At 40.4% G+C, this 18,393-nt stretch carries 22 protein-coding genes and 1 pseudogene; 10 read left to right on the top strand and 13 right to left on the bottom strand.

Going from position 1 to position 18,393, the window contains the following annotated elements:
- Window positions 1-62: 62 nt before the first annotated feature.
- The 8 genes from ACE1CI_RS07965 to ACE1CI_RS07930 all read right to left on the bottom strand — a co-directional run bounded on the left by ACE1CI_RS07965 (window position 63) and on the right by ACE1CI_RS07930 (window position 7,741).
- The gene (locus ACE1CI_RS07965) at window positions 63-689 is read right to left on the bottom strand and encodes a DUF4276 family protein (RefSeq protein WP_413267472.1); all 627 of its coding nucleotides are present in this window, start codon (window positions 687-689) and stop codon (window positions 63-65) included.
- Entirely contained in the window at window positions 683-1,876 is a 1,194-nt protein-coding gene (locus ACE1CI_RS07960; RefSeq protein WP_413267473.1) for an AAA family ATPase, read from the bottom strand. The genes ACE1CI_RS07965 and ACE1CI_RS07960 overlap by 7 nt, the downstream gene beginning before the upstream one ends.
- A 186-nt stretch (window positions 1,877-2,062) precedes the next feature.
- Window positions 2,063-2,344, bottom strand: a complete 282-nt coding sequence (locus tag ACE1CI_RS07955; RefSeq protein ID WP_413267474.1) for a hypothetical protein — start codon at window positions 2,342-2,344, stop codon at window positions 2,063-2,065.
- A gap of 51 nt (window positions 2,345-2,395) precedes the next feature.
- The gene (gene uvrA, locus ACE1CI_RS07950) at window positions 2,396-5,356 is read right to left on the bottom strand and encodes an excinuclease ABC subunit UvrA (protein ID WP_413267475.1); all 2,961 of its coding nucleotides are present in this window, start codon (window positions 5,354-5,356) and stop codon (window positions 2,396-2,398) included.
- Between the two features lie 63 nt (window positions 5,357-5,419).
- Window positions 5,420-5,677, bottom strand: a complete 258-nt coding sequence (locus tag ACE1CI_RS07945; protein ID WP_413259033.1) for a ParE family toxin-like protein — start codon at window positions 5,675-5,677, stop codon at window positions 5,420-5,422.
- The gene (locus ACE1CI_RS07940) at window positions 5,655-5,876 is read right to left on the bottom strand and encodes a hypothetical protein (RefSeq protein ID WP_413267476.1); all 222 of its coding nucleotides are present in this window, start codon (window positions 5,874-5,876) and stop codon (window positions 5,655-5,657) included. Before ACE1CI_RS07940 ends, ACE1CI_RS07945 begins: the two co-directional genes overlap by 23 nt.
- Window positions 5,877-6,148: 272 nt before the next feature.
- A complete protein-coding gene (locus ACE1CI_RS07935) occupies window positions 6,149-6,931 on the bottom strand; it encodes a hypothetical protein (protein WP_413267477.1) in 783 nt (260 codons plus the stop codon).
- 45 nt (window positions 6,932-6,976) lie between these two features.
- Entirely contained in the window at window positions 6,977-7,741 is a 765-nt protein-coding gene (locus ACE1CI_RS07930) for a toll/interleukin-1 receptor domain-containing protein (protein WP_413267478.1), read from the bottom strand.
- A gap of 115 nt (window positions 7,742-7,856) precedes the next feature.
- Here ACE1CI_RS07930 and ACE1CI_RS07925 point away from each other — a divergent pair, with 115 nt between their 5' ends.
- Complete coding sequence (locus ACE1CI_RS07925) at window positions 7,857-8,084, top strand: hypothetical protein (RefSeq protein WP_413267479.1); 228 nt, start codon at window positions 7,857-7,859, stop codon at window positions 8,082-8,084.
- A gap of 66 nt (window positions 8,085-8,150) precedes the next feature.
- On the opposite strand, the gene ACE1CI_RS07920 is transcribed toward ACE1CI_RS07925, so the two are convergent.
- Entirely contained in the window at window positions 8,151-8,366 is a 216-nt protein-coding gene (locus ACE1CI_RS07920; RefSeq protein WP_413267480.1) for a hypothetical protein, read from the bottom strand.
- Between the two features lie 83 nt (window positions 8,367-8,449).
- Between ACE1CI_RS07920 and ACE1CI_RS07915 the strand changes: the two genes are divergently transcribed.
- From ACE1CI_RS07915 to ACE1CI_RS07900, 4 genes and pseudogenes are all read left to right on the top strand, one after another.
- Window positions 8,450-8,827, top strand: a complete 378-nt coding sequence (locus ACE1CI_RS07915; RefSeq protein ID WP_413267481.1) for a DUF433 domain-containing protein — start codon at window positions 8,450-8,452, stop codon at window positions 8,825-8,827.
- Window positions 8,824-9,216 carry a DUF5615 family PIN-like protein gene (locus ACE1CI_RS07910; RefSeq protein WP_413267482.1) on the top strand — a complete coding sequence of 131 codons (393 nt, stop codon included), beginning with the start codon at window positions 8,824-8,826 and terminating at the stop codon, window positions 9,214-9,216. The genes ACE1CI_RS07915 and ACE1CI_RS07910 overlap by 4 nt, the downstream gene beginning before the upstream one ends.
- A 52-nt stretch (window positions 9,217-9,268) precedes the next feature.
- Window positions 9,269-9,475: pseudogene (locus ACE1CI_RS07905) on the top strand (hypothetical protein); the annotation flags it as partial.
- A 152-nt stretch (window positions 9,476-9,627) separates the two neighbouring features.
- Entirely contained in the window at window positions 9,628-9,774 is a 147-nt protein-coding gene (locus ACE1CI_RS07900) for a hypothetical protein (RefSeq protein ID WP_413267483.1), read from the top strand.
- A 31-nt stretch (window positions 9,775-9,805) separates the two neighbouring features.
- Here the strand turns inward: ACE1CI_RS07900 and ACE1CI_RS07895 are convergent, their stop codons facing one another.
- Together ACE1CI_RS07895 and ACE1CI_RS07890 are read right to left on the bottom strand one after the other, a co-directional pair.
- Window positions 9,806-10,024: a DUF2283 domain-containing protein gene (locus ACE1CI_RS07895; protein ID WP_413267484.1), complete on the bottom strand. Its 219-nt coding sequence runs from the start codon at window positions 10,022-10,024 to the stop codon at window positions 9,806-9,808.
- Window positions 10,025-10,031: 7 nt separating this feature from the next.
- Window positions 10,032-10,286 carry a DUF4258 domain-containing protein gene (locus ACE1CI_RS07890; protein ID WP_073596871.1) on the bottom strand — a complete coding sequence of 85 codons (255 nt, stop codon included), beginning with the start codon at window positions 10,284-10,286 and terminating at the stop codon, window positions 10,032-10,034.
- 252 nt (window positions 10,287-10,538) lie between these two features.
- Here ACE1CI_RS07890 and ACE1CI_RS07885 point away from each other — a divergent pair, with 252 nt between their 5' ends.
- The 4 genes from ACE1CI_RS07885 (at window position 10,539) to ACE1CI_RS07870 (ending at window position 12,980) form a co-directional block, all read left to right on the top strand.
- Window positions 10,539-11,084 carry an isopentenyl transferase family protein gene (locus tag ACE1CI_RS07885; protein WP_413267485.1) on the top strand — a complete coding sequence of 182 codons (546 nt, stop codon included), beginning with the start codon at window positions 10,539-10,541 and terminating at the stop codon, window positions 11,082-11,084.
- 77 nt (window positions 11,085-11,161) lie between these two features.
- Window positions 11,162-11,404 carry a type II toxin-antitoxin system Phd/YefM family antitoxin gene (locus ACE1CI_RS07880; RefSeq protein ID WP_413267486.1) on the top strand — a complete coding sequence of 81 codons (243 nt, stop codon included), beginning with the start codon at window positions 11,162-11,164 and terminating at the stop codon, window positions 11,402-11,404.
- Between the two features lies 1 nt (window position 11,405).
- Complete coding sequence (locus ACE1CI_RS07875; protein ID WP_413267487.1) at window positions 11,406-12,257, top strand: zinc ribbon domain-containing protein; 852 nt, start codon at window positions 11,406-11,408, stop codon at window positions 12,255-12,257.
- Window positions 12,258-12,281: 24 nt separating this feature from the next.
- On the top strand, window positions 12,282-12,980 hold the full coding sequence (locus ACE1CI_RS07870; protein ID WP_496615602.1) for a TIGR04222 domain-containing membrane protein: 699 nt from the start codon (window positions 12,282-12,284) through the stop codon (window positions 12,978-12,980).
- 299 nt (window positions 12,981-13,279) lie between these two features.
- Here the strand turns inward: ACE1CI_RS07870 and ACE1CI_RS07865 are convergent, their stop codons facing one another.
- Together ACE1CI_RS07865 and ACE1CI_RS07860 are read right to left on the bottom strand one after the other, a co-directional pair.
- The gene (locus ACE1CI_RS07865) at window positions 13,280-14,920 is read right to left on the bottom strand and encodes a pentapeptide repeat-containing protein (protein ID WP_413267488.1); all 1,641 of its coding nucleotides are present in this window, start codon (window positions 14,918-14,920) and stop codon (window positions 13,280-13,282) included.
- 180 nt (window positions 14,921-15,100) lie between these two features.
- The gene (locus ACE1CI_RS07860; RefSeq protein WP_413267489.1) at window positions 15,101-16,507 is read right to left on the bottom strand and encodes a CHAT domain-containing protein; all 1,407 of its coding nucleotides are present in this window, start codon (window positions 16,505-16,507) and stop codon (window positions 15,101-15,103) included.
- 369 nt (window positions 16,508-16,876) lie between these two features.
- On the opposite strand from ACE1CI_RS07860, the gene ACE1CI_RS07855 reads away from it, so the two are divergent.
- A complete protein-coding gene (locus ACE1CI_RS07855) occupies window positions 16,877-18,127 on the top strand; it encodes a protein kinase domain-containing protein (RefSeq protein WP_413267490.1) in 1,251 nt (416 codons plus the stop codon).
- The last annotated feature ends 266 nt before the right edge of the window (window positions 18,128-18,393 follow it).

Here is an 18,393-nt window from a genome sequence, read left to right as displayed (position 1 = left end):
TTCCAATATCGCACATAGCCAAAGTGCGATCGCTCATCTTTACGATCTTACATCTGAACTTTTCAGATTGTTTCCCCCATAATTAGAGCAAGGGTTGTAAAGAGGCGATCGCAATTAGGAGATGCCTTGCATATCTTAGCAGCATTCAACCTCTCTAAAAGCTGGGAGGCGTGTTGGATTTTTTGGTATTCACCCTTAGATGTATCACGGGTAGCTGCTTTCAAACTTGGCTCCAAGCTATCTTTATCAATATTCTCCACATTGGAATTTTTGGGAATGCTATTTTCTTTAAACCCCTGACCATAATAATTCTTTAGAGTATCAATGTCAGCAATAAACCATGCTTCCATTGCTTGCACCATTAAATAGCAATGATCATCATCCACTCCTGGTGAATCCCAATTATCTCTAAACTTCAAATGTTCCCAAGGCTTTTCTTTATTTTTGACAGGCGCTTCCGCATCTACCAGCAGTACATTAAAAGCGTCTGGATGATCTGACAACGCATTTTGAAAGTCGCTGAAAGCACTATTACGAGAACCACACATAATAATTTGCCATTTAATTCGCTTACTTCGTGCAATCTGAACTAGCTTGTTCAAAAAAGTGCTAAATCCTTGACGAAGTAAAGCTTTTGTATTCTTTGAATCTCCACCACCTTCGATGTAAATGCGGATTTCCTTTACCATCGATTGCCTCCGATTTCACCCATCCGCCAGAGATCTCCAAGAGTATATTTTTCCAGCCATTTTTTCAGCCGTTCGGGGTCAAGACGACGCAAATGGCTTCCCTTATCGTTGCGATCGCATACCATTACTGACTCAGGGGAAAGTGCAGAAACCAAAGCATCAGAATGAGTGGTAACAATTAGTTGTGTTCTTTGAGATGCTTCGATTAACATTTCAGCAATTGTGGGTAGAATATCTGGATGTAAACCTATTTCCGGTTCATCAATACAGATCAGTGGGGGTGGAGTTGGGTCTAGGAGTAAAGCCATTAAGAATAAATAATGGAGTGTGCCATCTGAAAGACGGGTGGCAGGAATTGGTTGAGTTAGTCCAGTTTCACGGATAAATATCTGAACTGTACCACCGGAAAACTTGATGCTAAGTTCTTCAGCTGCATCATAAAATTTTTTTAGCTTCTCGATAATTTGTCTATTTCCTAGTTGGTATTGTAAGTTGTTCAAAACAAGTCCGAGGTTACTCGCATCTTCTAGTAGAGGATGTTCGGGTAAGTCTGTTTGCTGAGGCATTCTTGGCGGCGAATATCTACCTATCTGCCAGCCCCGATATAAACCTATCTTGGAAAATTGATCTCCCAAATATGAGAGTTCTGGATACAGATCTGGATCTTTTCTCTGAGACAAAACAGATTGATCTATCAAAAGATCTTCTCTGCGAAGCAAACGTTTGCTTGGTTCTCCTTCACTGACAGTTTTAACGTTTAAGACTGGACGACCGCGCTGGTATCGGTAGTAAAAATAGACATCCTCTTCATTTTGATATTTTTTCTCTTCATCCTCTATAGCCTCATCCACAAGTTCCGACCTTTGCTCAACAGCGGTGAGCGCAATTTTATAGCGTAGAGGCATACTTTCTTTCTGATAATCTATAGTCGCTTCAATTTCCGCTGTTGGAATCTCCTTTGTCCCTTTCCAAAGGAAATTGTTGATGCCTCCCCCTTGACGAATTGGAGCAGGCAGGTTTGTGGATGTTGCCTGTAAAATCCCAATTGCTTCGATGAAATTCGACTTACCAGATGCGTTGGGGCCGATCAAAACATTTAGAGGTTGTAGTTCAATTGTTTCACCGTCACTTCCGTAGGATAGGAAGTTTTTTAGTCGTAGGGTGCGGATAAATCTTTTACCTTCCATGTCATCCTTTGATTACAATCTGCTAATATTGTAATGGCTATTCTCAGTGCTAAATTATTGCGTGACATCGTTTGTATTCCCAGAATGCCTGCTTAGTTTTTAAAAGCATCTGGATTATATCTTTTCATAATTTCAATAAACCTTGGAAATTCGTCTTTATGTTTTACTTCTACTGTAATTAATATTCTAAAAATAGATTCCTCTGGTTTTTTTAGCAACTAATATTTCTTTTTCGCGTTTTATAACTCCCACCATAAAATTAAAAGGTTCATCTTGCTGATTCCCTATCTTGAGATTACTTATCAAAACTTCATCACCAACTTGTAGGCAAGGAGCAAAGTTGTATTTTGCAATTTCCCAAGTTTGATATTCCTCACTACCTGGTTCTACAGTTGTGGGTATAACAGGAACAACGAGAGCGATAACATATTCATACATAGTCGCATTCTTTTGTTTTTCCAATGCCATAATTTATAGTTTAGCAGAAAATTGATTTGATTTTTTTGATTATATATTCAGCTAAGTAGTGACCTTCGGCGGATGTTGCAACAATACCTCTTTCAAATACTGCCCTGTATAAGACCGATCGCACAATGCCACCTCTTCCGGCGTTCCCATTGCAATAATTTCCCCGCCTTTATCGCCACCTTCCGGGCCTAAATCAATTACCCAATCGGCGCAACGAATTACATCTAAATTATGTTCAATTACCAAAATTGAATTGCCTTTATCTACCAATCTTTGCAAAACATCCAACAATTTGTGAACGTCATAAAACGATAAACCAGTAGTAGGTTCATCGATTAAATATAGAGTTTTCCCCGTCGCACGGCGCGAAAGTTCGGAAGCTAATTTGACTCTTTGCGCTTCTCCTCCTGAAAGGGTGGGGGCTGATTGTCCTAAACGGATGTAACCTAAACCGACATCGACTAAAGTTTGCAACCGAGTCACCGCTTTGGGGATGTTTTTAAATACCTCTAAAGCTTCTTCGATCGTCATATTCAGAACGTCTGCGATCGAATAACCTTTATATTTAACTTGCAAGGTTTCTCGGTTGTAGCGATCGCCTTTGCAAACCTCACATTGCACGTAAACATCGGGCAAAAAATTCATTTCAATTACATTTACCCCTTGACCTCCGCAAGCTTCACATCTGCCACCTTTGACATTGAAGGAAAATTGTCCGGGTTTATAACCTCTGGCTTTGGCTTCAATTGTTTGGGAAAAGATTTCTCGAATCGCATCGAAAACTCCCGTGTAAGTTGCGGGGTTGGAACGGGGAGTTCTGCCGATCGGAGATTGGTCGATGATAATTGCTTTATCGATCGCATTCAACCCTTTAATTCCATCCATCTCTTTTGGCAAAGGCACTTTTTTGGTGAGATGATGTTGCAAACTTGGATAAAGCAACTCATTGATTAAAGTAGATTTTCCCGAACCAGAAACACCCGTCACGCAGACGAGTTTTCCTAATGGAATTTCCACATCTATATATTTAAGGTTGTTGCGATGGCAGTTTTTCAGAATCAAACTTTTCCCATTACCTTCTCTGCGAGTTGCGGGAGTTTCAATTACTCGTTTTCCCGACAAGTAAGCGCCAGTCAAAGACTCTTCTGCTGCCAACAAAGTCTCCAAATTTCCTTGGGAAACAATCCTCCCTCCATGAATTCCCGCACCGGGTCCGATATCTATAATATGATCTGCTTCCCGAATCGTTTCTTCGTCATGTTCGACAACGATTAAAGTGTTTCCCAAATCCCGGAGTTTGGTGAGAGTTTTCAACAATCTGCTGTTATCTCTTTGATGCAAACCGATGCTTGGTTCATCTAAAACGTAGAGAACTCCGGTTAATCCCGAACCGATTTGTGTTGCTAGGCGAATCCGTTGTGCTTCTCCTCCCGAAAGTGTCATTGCCGGACGATCTAAAGTCAGATAATCCAACCCGACATCTAATAAAAATTGCAAACGGGCGCGAATTTCTCTCAGAACTAAGTCCGCGATTTGAGTTTGTCTTTCGCTCAACTTTAAACTGTTGATTCGTTCTTTGCAGATGGCGATCGACACTCCCGTTAAATCCAGAATTCGATATTGCCCTAACCTCACCGCCAAAGCTTCCGGCTTTAACCTTTTCCCCTGACAAACTTCGCAAGGTTGATCGATTAAATAAGGTTCCAACTTCTGCTTTTGCAATTCCGAACCAGTCTCATCGTACTGCCTTTGCAAAATCGGAATTACCCCTTTAAAGCTGCGGAAATCATCGCGGTTTTCCATCCAAATCGCCTTGTCCGAACCGTACAAAACGATCTGTTGTTGTTCCGGCGTTAACTGATTCCAAGGAGTATAAATTTTAAACCCATGCGCTTTGGCGACACTCTGCAATAAAACTGTGTAATATGAATCTTCCTTATCCACCCAAGGTGCGATCGCCGAAATCAGATCCGCCTCCGGGTCAGGTATCAACAACTGGGGCGCAAAAGTTCGCAAACTCCCCAAACCATGACAATGAGGACAAGCACCATAAGGCGAATTAAAAGAAAACAATCTTGGCGATAATTCTTCCATCACCGCCCCATGTTCGGGACAAGCAAAGTTTTCCGAAAATACCAATTCTTGCGGTTGTTCCTGATAGGAATTGACCGGGTTTGTGGTATCATTTAGGGTATACATAAGGTTTTCCCGCGACGCGGATACCCTGCCCGATGTATCATTTAATATCTCAATAACCGCAATTCCACCGGAATGACGCAAGCAAGTCGCCAAAGAATCGGTTAAACGCTCTTGAATTCCAGCTTTTTTAACTAACCTGTCAACGACAATTTCAATAGTATGGGTATAATTTTTGTCTAACTCGATATTTTCATCAAGCTGTCTGACCTCATTATTTACCCGAACTCGCGCAAATCCTTCGGAAATTAAACTAGAAAATAGCTTGCGGTGAGTACCCTTTTTTCCCCGCACAACAGGCGCGAGTATTTGAAAACGAGTGCCATCGGGAAGGTCGAGGATGCGATCGCACATCTGGTCGATCGTCTGGGGAGAAATAGATCGATCGCAAATCGGACAATGAGGTTCACCCGCCCGACCAAACAACAACCGCAGATAATCATAAATCTCCGTCACCGTTCCCACCGTCGAACGCGGGTTGTGCGAAGTAGATTTTTGGTCGATAGAGATTGCGGGACTTAAACCTTCGATCGCATCCACATCCGGCTTATCTAATTGTCCCAGAAATTGACGCGCATAAGCACTGAGAGATTCCACATAACGCCGTTGCCCTTCCGCGAAAATCGTATCAAAAGCCAGGGAAGATTTGCCGGAACCGGAAACACCTGTGAAGACAATTAGGCGATCGCGCGGCAACTCCAAATCGATATTTTTCAGATTGTGCTGCCTCGCACCCCGAATGCGAATCGAACTCAGATTATTCAGATTTATTCCCGTAGAAAGATGACCGTTTTTGGTGTTGGCAGCGTGGGACATGAGAGACAGAGCGTAATGTTGCTTAACGATTTTAACGCTGTCGGGATTTTTGGGTGGAGTGCATCAATTCAGAAAAGCATCATATTCATCGTGAGAGCCAATCCACAGCCAGTAATAATCGTCCCCTTTTTTTAAAGCCAATGCGCGGTAGTCTTCGGTAATCCGAACCGACCATAAGTTTTTGCCCACCTTTTTGAAGTGCAAAGATGGATAAAATTGGTTCTGTTTCCAAAGCTGATAGACTTTTCGAGCTTGCTGTTTCATTTCGGGAGATAAGGCTGCATAAGCTTTCCAAAAATCAGAAGTTGTCAAGGATTTCATCAAGATCCCTCACGTTATTTGCTGCTATATCTGCTTCTGCTTTCGCAATCAGAGCATCTAATTTACCTGCTGCCAAATCCTCTTCCATTTGTCTATCCCACTTTTCATTTAAATAGTTTTGAATCCACCCAGCTAATTGGCGAACATCATTTTCTGGAAGTTGTTTAATAGCTGCTTCAATTTCTGGCAAAGCGTTCATAGAGGAAAATTTGTTTTGCTATAAGTCTAGATTTCATTTTAACTCAGGATTTGTAGTATTCCATTACCGATCTAAACCCGCTGAACTCAATAACTTTATCCACATCTTCATCCGATCGCAAATTCAGCGATTTTACGATCAACTATACAGAACTCGGAGATGGCATCTAATTAACGGTCATGTTTATACTTATTCAGATGTTGTACACTTCGTTAGAGAAAGTCAACCATCTTTAATTATTAGAACCAATGAGAAGCAATAGCTCTTCTGATCTACTTTTTGGAGAGATAAGCAATATTCGGAAGGTCATTGCTGCCTCTAATTAATCGCCAAACTAAATTGTCGTTCTCAAGTTTTAATTCACCCTCAGCAATTGCCCGACCGTAAGTGTCGTAAAGTGTAACTTTGGCAGCCTCGCCTTGTCCTCTACCAACTACACTCAGGAGTCCAGATGTACCCACAACTGCTTCTTTTCTACCCTTACTATCCGTACTAAATTGAGTAGATTTAAGTGTACCGTTTAACTCCCCATTCTCTACTGTGATTCCTTCTAAATCCATACTATGGGAGCCTGTAACCTCCCCTTCAGTTGACCAGTTCCCACTAAAGCGACTGTCTAATGTGTTGTTTACCTGATTAGGAGATTTATTATCAATTGGAGGAGCAGAAGATGAACCCCCTTGATTCTTTAAAGCTCCATAGACAGTGACAGCCGCAATACCTACTCCTCCTAACCCAGCAAAGGTGATGACCCGTCGCCGCGTCCAAGGGTTAGGCTGATCAGGAGCTTCTAATCCTTCCTCTTTTAGAACATCACTCAACGAGGCAACACCAGAGGTAATGTCTTGAATTTTCTGCTCTAGCTTTTTAACCTGTCGATCTAACTGATCTAGATCAGCTTCAACTTGCTCAATTTCGTGTTGAAGTTTGAAGCGATTGCTGACATCCGATTCAAAACCAATTTGGTTCCGTAGAGCTTTTAACTTCTCAAGTGTGCGGTCGTATTGTGCTTGGCAAGCTTGAAGTTTATTTTGTAGATTCTGAATTGATGACATTTCGCTCTACCTTAACTTGAGAATGAGTACCACTGACACAGGTTATTATGCTTGAAGTTTATTCTCTAACGCTTCAAGTTTCTGATCAAGTTGCTCCATTTCAGCTTCAGTTTGTTCCACCTGCTTTGTCAGTTTGAAGCGATGGGCAACGTCGGTTTCAATCGCAACTGCATCGCGTAGTTGGCTCAACTTTTCCTCCAACAACTTGAACTGTTGTAACAATCCGTCCCGCTCCTGTTCTAATCGACGGCGTTGTCGGTCTGTCATGTTACTAATATTAGTCGCCACACTTGGAGTTGCAGGTAAAGCATTAGAGGTAATCGAGGCAACGGCATCCTGAGCAACAGGTTGAACTGTTGGGTTTCCTGAAGCGATCGCAGCAACTACTTTACGAATTCCTTGAGCTACATTCAAAAACGCTTCATCCCTATCAGACCAAGTAGTAATCGGTTGGGCATTCTTAGGAAGTGCCTGGAGTTTGCCAAAAGAGGCTCCGTGCCAATCCACAGGCTTTAGTATAATAGGAATCACGCAAGCTTCTCCAGCTTCATGACGCTCCATTGCTCGCTTGAGTTCAATGTCATAGCAATAATCTGAAGCCAGAAAATCCGCACTGATCAACAACAGAATAATCTGAGCAGAATTCAGGTGAGCATCGATCTCGCCTGCCCACTCACTACCTGCACTAATTGCACGGTCGTACCAAGCATCGATAATTCCCTGTCGCCTCATTATACTGAGATGCTTAGCTAGCTCATCCCTTAAAGCTTCATCTCTATGGGAATAGGAGAAAAACACCTCAATACCCATGCGGTAAATCCCTTTAATTACCTTTTATTGATAAATTATAGTTTACTGCATTTGTCAAGACAACACTCTCTCCATAAATATCTGAAATAGACCCATTCGATTATAGGAGCCATCTATGTTGCTACAAGAATTGAAAGAGCAAATCTATAAGCGATCGCCGATCGATCGCCTTGCACTACTAACCGCAATTATTGAGTCCCTGCAAGAAACATCAATTTCTCAATCCGATCGTTCAGCTGCAATTAAAAGAATGCGTGGTTTGTTAAAAACAGACCAGCCAGCACCGACGGATGAAGAAGTAGCTACAATATTAGAAGAACGACGAGTAGAAAAGTTTTTTTAGTGAGAATCTAGGGACACAAGATAGAGAATAGTTGGCGCTTCTTCCTTTAATTCAACAGATTAGTCATTACCGATCTAAACCTAATTGTTTAACAACTTCCTCAAGTGGAATTCCACGTTCTCCCGCTTCTTGTCGCTTCATTTGCTCAAGTAATTGTTGCCTGACTTCTTCTTTAATTTCCTTTCCCTTGTCAGGATCTCCAAAATATTCATCCAGACATTGTTCGACAATATGCCGAATCAAGTCAGTGAGTTGTTCAACTGTCATATCTTTAACTTGCATTTCTATCTCCTTGGCTTTGGTTCATATTTTAGCTTTTTTGATGTAATTGGTATGATAGAAAAGAAAACTAGTAAACTATGGATATGACGATCGCACCTAATCACAATTCAAGCATTATTCGGACAGAGCGAGGATTGACGATCGCAGGTACGCGAATCACGCTTTACGATGTAATGGATTTGTTAAAAGCTGACTATCCACCTAGACTAATTCGTGATAAGTTCAACCTGACCAATGAGCAAATCAATAGTGCTTTGTCTTACCTAAAAATCAATCACGATCGAGTAGAAGCAGAGTATCAAGAAGTTTTAGCAAATAGAGAAGAAATTCGCCAATATTGGGAAGATCGTAATCGAGAACATTTCACTCAAATTTATAGTATGCCACGTAAACCTGGTAAAGAGGCTTTGTGGGCAAAACTTGAGGAACAAAAAGTAAAACGTGCCTCAGAACAACCATGATTTTCTTAGTTGATTACAATCTTGATGGTTATGCGGTTGTTTTTTTGGGAATTTTGGCAAAACTTGGTTGGCTGGAATTAATTCCTATTCAATTTGTTACTTTTAAAGAAGCTGGTTTATCGATGGATAGTACCGATCGAGTAGTCTGGAATTATGCTCAAGCAAACCAAATGATGATTCTCACAGCTAATCGAAATATGAAAGGAAAGGACTCGCTAGAACAAGTAATCCGCCAAGAGAATACAGCAAATTCATTTCCTGTAGTAACAATTGGAGATCTCGATCGTCTTGACGAATTTAGCTACCGAGAACAATGTGTCGATCGTTTAATCGAAATTATATTGGATATTGAAAACTACATGGGAGTTGGTCGGTTGTTCATTCCATAAAAATTTGTTTTAATTGATAATTACTAAACAAATTCAAGTATCGGAGCCATCTATGTTGCTACAAGAATTGAAAGAGCAAATTTGCAAGCTATCGCCGATCGATCGCCTTGCACTACTAACCGCAATTATTGAATCCTTGCAAGATACACCAATTTCTCAATCCGATCGTTCAGCTGCGATTAAAAGAATGCGAGGTTTGTTAAAAACAGACCAGCCAGCACCGACAGATGAAGAAGTAGCTGCAATGTTAGAAGAACAGTCAGAATTAACAAATACAAATCAATCCAACAAAACTAAAATCTATCGAAAAGAAGGAATTTTAGTAGTAAATGCAGAATTACCAGAAAGCTTCGATCTTAATTCTTTCATAAATGAGTTAAGAGAAGAACGTATTCAGGATCATAAGGCTTTATGAAAGTCTTATTTGATACCTCTGTTTTAGTTCCTGCATTAGTGCTGTGGGTATTTGTGGGTGCAATTGAAATGCGATCGCTCTACATCGAACTTAAATCTAGTGCGATCGCGTCAGCGATGCGTAGCATTATCACCAATTCTTGACTGCTAAAATTAGATCGCTCTCATTCCCTCTTTAAGCTACAGTAAAAGATATATTTTTTAACACTACATTAGGGACATTTCCTGCACCTAAAACTTCTGTAGCGTCTAAAATTTCTATTCCTACTAATAACTCATTTTCACCAATATTTAAAGCTATTTCTTCCGTTAACTGTAAAGTGCGGCACTCATGCTTACCTTCTACAAGTCTAATGTAGAGAGCATCAATTTCAGAATCATAACTAATTTTCATAAATCCCTCAAAAGTAAAAAGTATAAACTGTGATAACAACCAACTCAGTATCAGTCTCAGCAACAATCGGTACTACCTTCTTGAGAGAGTAGAACTGACCCTGCCAATCATTATTATACTGAAAAGTCGCTTGATATTTATATCTACCATTTTTTGCATTTTGGCGATTACCTGTAATAATGGTATCAATAATTTCAGCCTCATTTGTACCCCTTTCAATCGCTTGCTCTTGAGCGTGATTAGTTAATCTAATAGATTTCATTTTTATTATCCTTTTCGGCTTTGAGTTTCTGCCTTTAACTCAACAGAGCATTCCATTAACGATTTAATCATAGTTTTTTGACAGCTTCATCAAGCAGTATACCGCTCTCCTCGGCAGGGTGAATGTTAATATTTTAGGTTGTTTGATTGCTACACAAGTCAACTTTATGCTACAAAGTATAATACAATAATGCTTCGTTCCCCAAAATCTGCCTTACGAAGTGACAGAAAAGCACTAAAAGGAGAGTGGCAAATGAAAAAAGTAGCGGTGTTTGGTAATACTGGAGGCGGTAAATCCACTCTCAGCAAGAGATTATCCCAAATCACTGGTTTACCACTTCACGTCTTGGACAAAATGCAATATCAATCAGGGGGCGCGAAGGTTTCGCAGGAAGAGTTTAAGCGTGCCCATCAGCAAATTTTAGATGCCGATCGCTGGATTATTGACGGATTTGGTTGCATGGAAACTCTCTGGCAACGACTGGACGAAGCAGATAGTCTAGTTTATATCGATCTACCGCTATATGTGCATTTCTGGTGGGTAACTAAACGATTTATCACAGGTTACTTTAAACCGCCAGAAGGTTGGCCTAAAAATAGTCCAATATTGAGAAGTTCGCTGACTAGCTACCGCGTACTTTGGTTATGTCACCAGAAATTAACCCCAATATATCGTGAGTATATTAAGCAAGCACAAAGTAAGAAAAGTGTTTATCACCTGCGATCGACTAAACAGATTTCGCAATTTTTTGAATTAATGGAAAAAGAAATTAAGTTTAAAAATAGTGCAACAGCTTAACTACCAGATTCAATATAGGTCAGAGAGCGCACGATCGCTAATGCTAAAATAGACACCTTCGAGTATCGGAGTCTTCTATGTTAAACGTCACTGTTGATGAAATACAACGCGATCCTTTGAAATATATTAGTCAAGTAGAGGCTGGTGAAACTGTTGTGATTGTTAAATCGGATAAAGCGATCGCCGAACTTAGACCTATTGGCAGTAGTAAACAATTACGACCATTCGGTTTGTGTGCAGGCGAATTTACCGTTCCAGATGATTTTGATGCTCCTTTGCCAGAAGATCTTCTCAACGCATTCGAGGGCAATATAAAATAAAATGAATCACCCCCTATCTGCGGAAAACGAAGTAAAAACCATCATTTTGTGTGAAAACTGCTCGCAAAAGTTACGTATTCCCAAGCGGAAGAAACAACTCCGAGTAACCTGTCCTACTTGCAGACATGAATTTAACTACAAACGTTATTTATTTGGCTTTTCATCCAATAACAAAAAGCCGCTTCTAGTTGGTTTAGTTGGTAGTTTAATCGGATTTTTCCTAGTGGAAATTGTCAACTTTAACCGAGCCTTAGCTAGTACAAATCCCCTGGTTGCTACCATAATAACAATTGGAGCATTTGGAATCTGTTTCGGCACAGTTTTGGGAGGCGCAGAAGGGTTTTTCCGCAAAAATAAAACCAGATTATATTATGGTCTGAAAGTCGGAGCAATTTTAGGTTTAATTAGTGGGATTATTTCCGGCTTTTTTGCCCAAATTATTTACAATTTTATCCTTTCAGCTTTCACAGTTCCCAGCGATCCTTCCTTGACAGTTGTCATGTTTGCTCGTACAGTTGGCTGGTGTATTTTGGGACTTTTACTAGGGACTGCTTACGGGATTAAAGAAAACACATTTGGGGATCTAAAATTTGGCTTGATTGGTGGCGCGATCGGTGGAATTATCGGTGGTTTGTTTTTCGATCCTTTGAGTATAGCAATTCAATTTGGTGGAGGTACTGTCGGAAGGTTAGTAGGATTTTCCATTCTGGGGATGACTATTAGTGTGAGTATTAACTATTTTAGAGAAGTTGCTATCCGGCGAAATAAACCAGAAATGTATCAAGAAATAACTAGGAAATTACCTCCTAACCCAAGATTATTATTACCCGATTCAACAAAAAAAGGTCGCTGAAAAAAGTTAAGATAGCGATCGGGAATTTGGGGAACTGCGATCGCAACTCTATTCCAAAAAGAATATATCACCACATCAGACAAACGAACCCTGACTTTGAAGGAATCACCAGAAAACTTCTCCGATCCTGTAGAACAAGAAGTTGCCAAAGCTATTGCCTTAGATGGAAAAATTGCTCGATTTCGGAGTTTAGTCAGCAGTACTATAGTAATAGAAAAAATTGGCGATCGCTTACGTCAGCTTAGTCTTTTAATGAGTCAAAATCAATCCCTAAAAGCCCAAAAATACCCAGCAATTTTAATCGCTTGTCTATTAGGATTAGGTATTGCCAAGATTTTTGTCGGAATTTCTCGCGGAAAACCTGTTAGTTTTTTGATTGTAATGTGTTTTATTGTCGCGATTATTGGGATAATATTTTGGGTAACTCCCATACATCGTAGTCGGTATGGCGATCGAATTTTACAAGATATTCGTAGCCGTATCCACTCAACAAACCTCAGTCATACAGATCCTCTACTTCCCCTAGCATTTGCTCTTTTAGGAACAACAATTTTACCAAACGAAATGTTTGCTGACTTAAAACAAGTATTTACTCCCGTATCTAGTAGCAGTACCAGTAGCGATGGCGGCGGTTGTGGCGGCGATGGAAGCGGTTGTGGCGGCGATGGAGGTGGAGGCGGTGGTGGTTGTGGCGGTGGTTGTGGCGGTTGTGGTGGTGGTTAATTAACTCAAAAAATGGTAATTCGGACTTTTAATAACTCAACTTGCTAGTTACAAATCAGGCTCTTTCTTAGCCCCCCTTAGTAAGGGGGGTTGGGGGGATCTAAACCTAGTAATCACAGCGTTAGATCCGAACTAACCCCCCCTTTTGATCCCCCCTGTGCCCCCCTTTGTAAGGGGGGCACCAGCCCAAGAAGAGCTATTAACATCTCGGAGGGAACTCCGAAAGAATTAATAACTAGCAACTTGCGTTAATATCACAAACATTTCCTTTCCCCAATCACCAACTATCAACTACCAAATTACTCTTGCTTATTACCATCAGGCATAGTCACACCTCGCAGATAAGCACCTCGTAAATCAGCACCTTGCAAATCAGCACCTCGAAGATTAGCATCTTGCAAAAAAGCACCTGTCAAATCAGCACCTTTTAAATAAGCACCTTCCAACTTAGCACCCTGCAAATCAGCATCACCCAAATTCGCCCTTTCCAAATTAGCATCCCAAAGTTTAGCATCCTGCAACTTCGCATTTCGCAAATTCGCACCCACCAAACTCGCACTTTCTAAATTCGCATCCCGCAAATTAGCCCCTGACAAATTCGCATTTTCCAAATTAGCATCCCACAATTTAGCTTCCCACAATTTAGCTTCCCAAAGTTTAGCATTTCGCAAATTAACACCCCTTAAAGTAGCGCCTTCCAAATTAGCATTTCCCAAATTTGCGCCCGCTAAATTAGCCCCCGCCAAATTAGCATCTCCCAAATTAGCACCGAGCAAATTAGTACCTTCCATACTGGCGCTTTCTAAATTCGTCCCCCATAAATTAGCACCACCTAAATCAGCACCTTCCAACTGCGCTTCACGTAAATCTGCACCGCCTAAATTTGCTCCCCGTAAATCAGCCCCCCGCAAATCACACCTGGGACATTTCTTGGTAAAAAACAAGCGCCGCACCGCATTTTCGCTACTAGAAATTGATTGCTGATTATCGATTTGCAGCGATCTTTCATGTTGAAAATATCCTAAACTAGCGTAAAGAAAGCTGATAGTTCCTAAAGTAGCTAATCCCATCACGGGTGCGGTGAAAGAGCTTTTAATTTTCCCAGGTAAATTCCGCCATTGAATTACATAACTAGGTGGCTGCATAATCTTTTGTAAAGCTGTTAAAGCCACCATTGCATCAGAGTAGCGAAACTTCACATTTGGTTCCACCATTGTCATTAACCATTGTCTAAAATTAGGTGCTAATTTGGGAACTAATTTTTGAATATTAAACCGATAATTGTCATCAATTAATTTGCCAACCTCTACAGAACGAGTACCTGTAACCAAACAAATTAAAGTTGCACCTAAACTATAAAGGTCGGAAGCAGTAGTTAAAGAACGACCAAACTGTTCTTCAGGAGGCATAAAGCCGATCGTTCCACCAACCACACTACTTAAAGCTAAGTCTCCGCCGCGAATTCTGGCTAAACCAAAATCCACCAAGTAAGCATTTAATTGTTCATCCACCAAAATATTTTCTGGTTTAATATCGCGGTGGATAACTGCTGGAGTGCGCTGTTGCAAATAAACTAAAATTTCCAAGACAGAAATCGCAATTTGCTGGATTTCTGCTAAACTAAAACTGTATCTTGACGCTAAAGATGGCGCTTTTTTATACTCTTGTACTAAACCAAACCCCGATGGCGTTTCAAAAGAGTCCAAATAACGCGGAATGCGGGGATGATGCAGCTGTTGTAAAACTTCAATTTCTCTTTGGTAAGTTTTAAAGCCAGACCAGTCACCACCCGAATTGGCAAACCGGAATTCTTTAATTACTACCTGTTGTTCTGAATTTAGGACGTTAGCCAAATAGGTAATACGTCCTGCTTCCCGGTTAATTCCTAGTTCTTGGACAACTTCATAGCCAAGGCTAGAGAAGTTCGGATATTTGCTCATAATTTCTCCCCGCAAGAGATTTGGCAGCGTTGCGGCATTTAGCTTGCTTGAAAGATCCTAACCGTTGCAGGGAATTTTGTCACAGGTTAACAATTTTGTTACAAAAAACAATTAATGATTGTGTGTAACGCAATTTACAGCAGGCACGTATAGGGCTTTTTCTGCCTTTATTTTCTTGAGCTACCAATTGTTACCAATCATGGTAAAACCTGACCAAAAGTAGGGATGTTTGAAATTGCGATTTCCCAAAGCTACTAATGAGGGTGGTAAATTTACACCAGTGCCTAAATTTGGCCCGATTAATTTTCCTTTTTCTAATCGCACTTCTCCCCGCAACATTGCTGTTTGTGCTAGGCGCAAAGCTTCGCTTCTAGTGGGTGCGCTTCTCAAGTAACGGTAAAATTCACTCATTAAAGCTAAGGTTCCCGTGTCGCTAACATTCCACAAACTAGCTAATGCTGATTTAGTTCCGCTTTGAATTGCTAGTCCAGCAAATCCCATTTCTGCATCTTTGTTACCTATTGCGGTGCGACAAGCACTTAAAACTAATAAGTCTACTTGTGGGTTATTCCACTGTAGTTGGCGCATTTTATCTAATGTTAATCTGTTGTCCCAAAATTGAATGAAGGAATTGGCTGGTGCGCCTGAGTTGAATTGAGCGTGGGTAGCTAAGTGTACGATACCAAAACGTTGGCTGGCGCGTTGCGATCGCAAATTGGCGATCGTAAACTCTTGATTTAAAAAATGTTTACCTTGTCCAGACGCATTCGGTGCGATCGTCGATAATTCTACAGGAACCGCTATTAAAGGAGGTAACTCTTTAAACTGTGATGCTCCCATTGCTAAAACAGGCGAATTTTTCAGACTGCGATAATTTGAATCAGTCATATTAAAAGCCGGAATTAGCCCAATACTATACTTCTGAACCAAAAACTGTTGCCCATCATGTAAACTTGCTAATGGCAGACTGCGTAAAGTTGGCCCCATACAAAAAATTAACGCATCAATGCCGTTATTTTTCAGTTCCGTTTCTAAAGGAGTAATTATCCACTGGTACAGTCTTCTCGCCGCAGGTAAATAACTACTACTATCAACTTTGGTAACATCAGTAATTTCCAACACTAATTCTTTGGCTGTATTAACCAAATTTTCCTCAGTCGCCGCTGGTACACTCTTGCGAATCGGCGCTCTTTGTGGCAAAACTAAAACTAACTCCAGTTTTTTTGGCGTTGGTAGAGCATAAATTAAAGCAGTTCTTTTGGTTGTTTGGCTCGCCAACCTCCCTAAAGTAGCTGATATTTGTGGCGCTAAGAGCGAAGATTGCGAAAGGTCAGCCTTAAAATATGTTTCATAGTCACTCTCCCAACTCTTTTCAATTGTATTAACAGTATCAATTGGGTTGAGATTTTGAATCTGTTCTCCCAGCGGCGGAGGGTTAGCTTTACTTGTACTACTCAAAGTTACATTACTAACAGTTACAGTCCTGTTCTCCCGTACTGTAGCAACGCCCTGTTGAATGTTAATAATCGTGCTACTTAGTACCAGAACCAATGCAGCAACGAATACGATCGATGATGGGAATTTCATAGGACGACTCACCACCAATTTAAAATACATTTATAGTAAAATTTAAATCTGAGCATCTGCCGGAGGTATTACTTACAACAGTTTTCCCGAAAAATTTTCCCGAAAATTTCATTAACTAAGAAGTTTTGTATTTTTAGGTAAACTTAAACATCAGTAACTATGTTACTCTTTGGTTAACACTTAATCACATTTTCCCATTTCATCCTGAACAACCAATGAAATCCTGAAAAACAATTATAGAGGAGCCTATTCTCGAAGCCGCCATCTAGTAAATCATTAGCAATTAAACTTGCTTTGTCACCAGAGTAGTTATTCGATTTGCCAAATTTGATTAAAAACCTTTAACCGTCAAGTTGTAGTTAATTAGCTATGAATAGAGTCTTATTAGATATTAAAGCAGTTCGTCCAATGCTGGGTGATTTGCTAGACAGCCGCTATCAAGTACTTCAAATTCTTAGTACAGGAGCTTTTGGCAGAACATATATTGCCGAAGATACTATATTACCAGGTTCTCCAAAAAGAATTATTAGACATTTAAAACACTCAGAAAATTACCCTCATTTATTAGTATTTATCCGCCAGCTTTTCCGGTATGAAACCAAGACTTTAGAAACTTTGGGACAGCACGATCGAATTCCCGAACTCCTGGCTTTTTTTGAAGATGACCAAGGATTTTACTTAGTGCAAGAACTTTTTGCCGGAGAGCTACTTAGTAATTTAGTAACCAGTAATCAAAATCGCAGCAAATATTGGACAGAAACCCAAGTTATTCATTTACTAAGAGAAGTTTTGGATATCCTAGATTTCATTCATGCTCAAGGTATCATTCATTGTGACATTAAGCCAAATAACTTAATTAAACGTACTGACAACGGTAAAATATGTTTACTTGATTTTGGCGCAGTTCAACCAATTTACCGACCCAAAAGCAATACAAATCAAACAGAAATAAACGTTAACATTCAACCAGCAGGGTACATTCCCGCAGAACAACTTGCATATCAACCCCAACAGAATAGCGATATTTATGCACTGGGAATGATTGCCATTCAAGCATTAACAGGAATACATCCTACGCAATTAAAAATTGACCCGAATACTCAAGAAATTAACTGGCAAGAGTTTGCTTATGTCAGCGATGAACTGGCTAGTATTTTAAATAAAATGGTCTGCTATTCTTATCAAGAACGCTACCAAAGTGCAACTGAGGTTTTGCGATCGCTTGATCAATTAGTTAACCCAGAAACTTTACCCATTACTCCTCAAGAATTAACTTTTTACTCTTGTCCCATAGAAGATTTAGAAAATGTTCTAGACCTTCCTGAAAACTTCTTACAAGAAATTAAAAACTCTCTTAATCAGACAACTGAGCAAATTATTAATACCATCAATCTTCAGCAACGTAGATTTTTCAAATTCCCTGGCATATCTCCTTTAATAATAGCATTCATCATCGGCACCAGCATCAATTCTTTGTTGATAGTATCGGGAGTTTATTATATTAGTCAACCTGACCCAGCGCAGATGCGACAAATGGAACAAATGATTCAAGAACCTTTAGAACAAATTACTAAGAAAGTTTGCCAAATTCCTTATATCTGTTTTTGGTTCGGTAAATAGAATTAGGCAGGAGCGTGGCGTGAGGATGTAGGATGTAGGGTGCGTTAGCGAGCGCGTAACGCACCATTCCCTCTACCAATAGAGTCAGGACTTACGCAGTGGGATGGTGCGTTACACTGGCGTTAACGCACCCTACATATAGAGAGTTTGCGTAAGTAACGCACCATTCCCTCTACCAATAGAGTCTAAGGATGTAGGGTGCGTTAGAGCAGCGTAACGCACCATTCCCTCTACCAATAGAGTCTAAGGATGTAGGGTGCGTTAGA

Source organism: Floridaenema flaviceps BLCC-F50 (genome assembly GCF_041929275.2).
Classification (GTDB): domain Bacteria; phylum Cyanobacteriota; class Cyanobacteriia; order Cyanobacteriales; family Aerosakkonemataceae; genus Floridanema; species Floridanema flaviceps.
The sequence above is the reverse complement of the archived record's forward strand: the minus strand, read 5'-3'. Positions and strand labels throughout refer to the sequence as shown.

Excerpts from the sequence above, each read along its gene's own strand:
- ACE1CI_RS07890 (WP_073596871.1), bottom strand. The coding sequence starts at position 10,286 with ATGAAATCTATTAGATTAACTAATCACGCTCAAGAGCAAGCGATTGAA.
- ACE1CI_RS07885 (WP_413267485.1), top strand. The coding sequence starts at position 10,539 with ATGAAAAAAGTAGCGGTGTTTGGTAATACTGGAGGCGGTAAATCCACT.
- ACE1CI_RS07945 (WP_413259033.1), bottom strand. The coding sequence starts at position 5,677 with ATGAAATCCTTGACAACTTCTGATTTTTGGAAAGCTTATGCAGCCTTA.
- ACE1CI_RS07900 (WP_413267483.1), top strand. The coding sequence starts at position 9,628 with ATGAAAGTCTTATTTGATACCTCTGTTTTAGTTCCTGCATTAGTGCTG.
- ACE1CI_RS07935 (WP_413267477.1), bottom strand. The coding sequence starts at position 6,931 with ATGTCATCAATTCAGAATCTACAAAATAAACTTCAAGCTTGCCAAGCA.
- ACE1CI_RS07965 (WP_413267472.1), bottom strand. The coding sequence starts at position 689 with ATGGTAAAGGAAATCCGCATTTACATCGAAGGTGGTGGAGATTCAAAG.
- ACE1CI_RS07910 (WP_413267482.1), top strand. The coding sequence starts at position 8,824 with ATGATTTTCTTAGTTGATTACAATCTTGATGGTTATGCGGTTGTTTTT.
- ACE1CI_RS07940 (WP_413267476.1), bottom strand. The coding sequence starts at position 5,876 with ATGAACGCTTTGCCAGAAATTGAAGCAGCTATTAAACAACTTCCAGAA.
- ACE1CI_RS07880 (WP_413267486.1), top strand. The coding sequence starts at position 11,162 with ATGTTAAACGTCACTGTTGATGAAATACAACGCGATCCTTTGAAATAT.
- ACE1CI_RS07920 (WP_413267480.1), bottom strand. The coding sequence starts at position 8,366 with ATGCAAGTTAAAGATATGACAGTTGAACAACTCACTGACTTGATTCGG.
- ACE1CI_RS07855 (WP_413267490.1), top strand. The coding sequence starts at position 16,877 with ATGAATAGAGTCTTATTAGATATTAAAGCAGTTCGTCCAATGCTGGGT.
- ACE1CI_RS07955 (WP_413267474.1), bottom strand. The coding sequence starts at position 2,344 with ATGGCATTGGAAAAACAAAAGAATGCGACTATGTATGAATATGTTATC.
- ACE1CI_RS07865 (WP_413267488.1), bottom strand. The coding sequence starts at position 14,920 with ATGAGCAAATATCCGAACTTCTCTAGCCTTGGCTATGAAGTTGTCCAA.
- ACE1CI_RS07925 (WP_413267479.1), top strand. The coding sequence starts at position 7,857 with ATGTTGCTACAAGAATTGAAAGAGCAAATCTATAAGCGATCGCCGATC.
- uvrA (WP_413267475.1), bottom strand. The coding sequence starts at position 5,356 with ATGTCCCACGCTGCCAACACCAAAAACGGTCATCTTTCTACGGGAATA.
- ACE1CI_RS07860 (WP_413267489.1), bottom strand. The coding sequence starts at position 16,507 with ATGAAATTCCCATCATCGATCGTATTCGTTGCTGCATTGGTTCTGGTA.
- ACE1CI_RS07915 (WP_413267481.1), top strand. The coding sequence starts at position 8,450 with ATGACGATCGCACCTAATCACAATTCAAGCATTATTCGGACAGAGCGA.
- ACE1CI_RS07895 (WP_413267484.1), bottom strand. The coding sequence starts at position 10,024 with ATGAAAATTAGTTATGATTCTGAAATTGATGCTCTCTACATTAGACTT.
- ACE1CI_RS07930 (WP_413267478.1), bottom strand. The coding sequence starts at position 7,741 with ATGGGTATTGAGGTGTTTTTCTCCTATTCCCATAGAGATGAAGCTTTA.
- ACE1CI_RS07960 (WP_413267473.1), bottom strand. The coding sequence starts at position 1,876 with ATGGAAGGTAAAAGATTTATCCGCACCCTACGACTAAAAAACTTCCTA.
- ACE1CI_RS07875 (WP_413267487.1), top strand. The coding sequence starts at position 11,406 with ATGAATCACCCCCTATCTGCGGAAAACGAAGTAAAAACCATCATTTTG.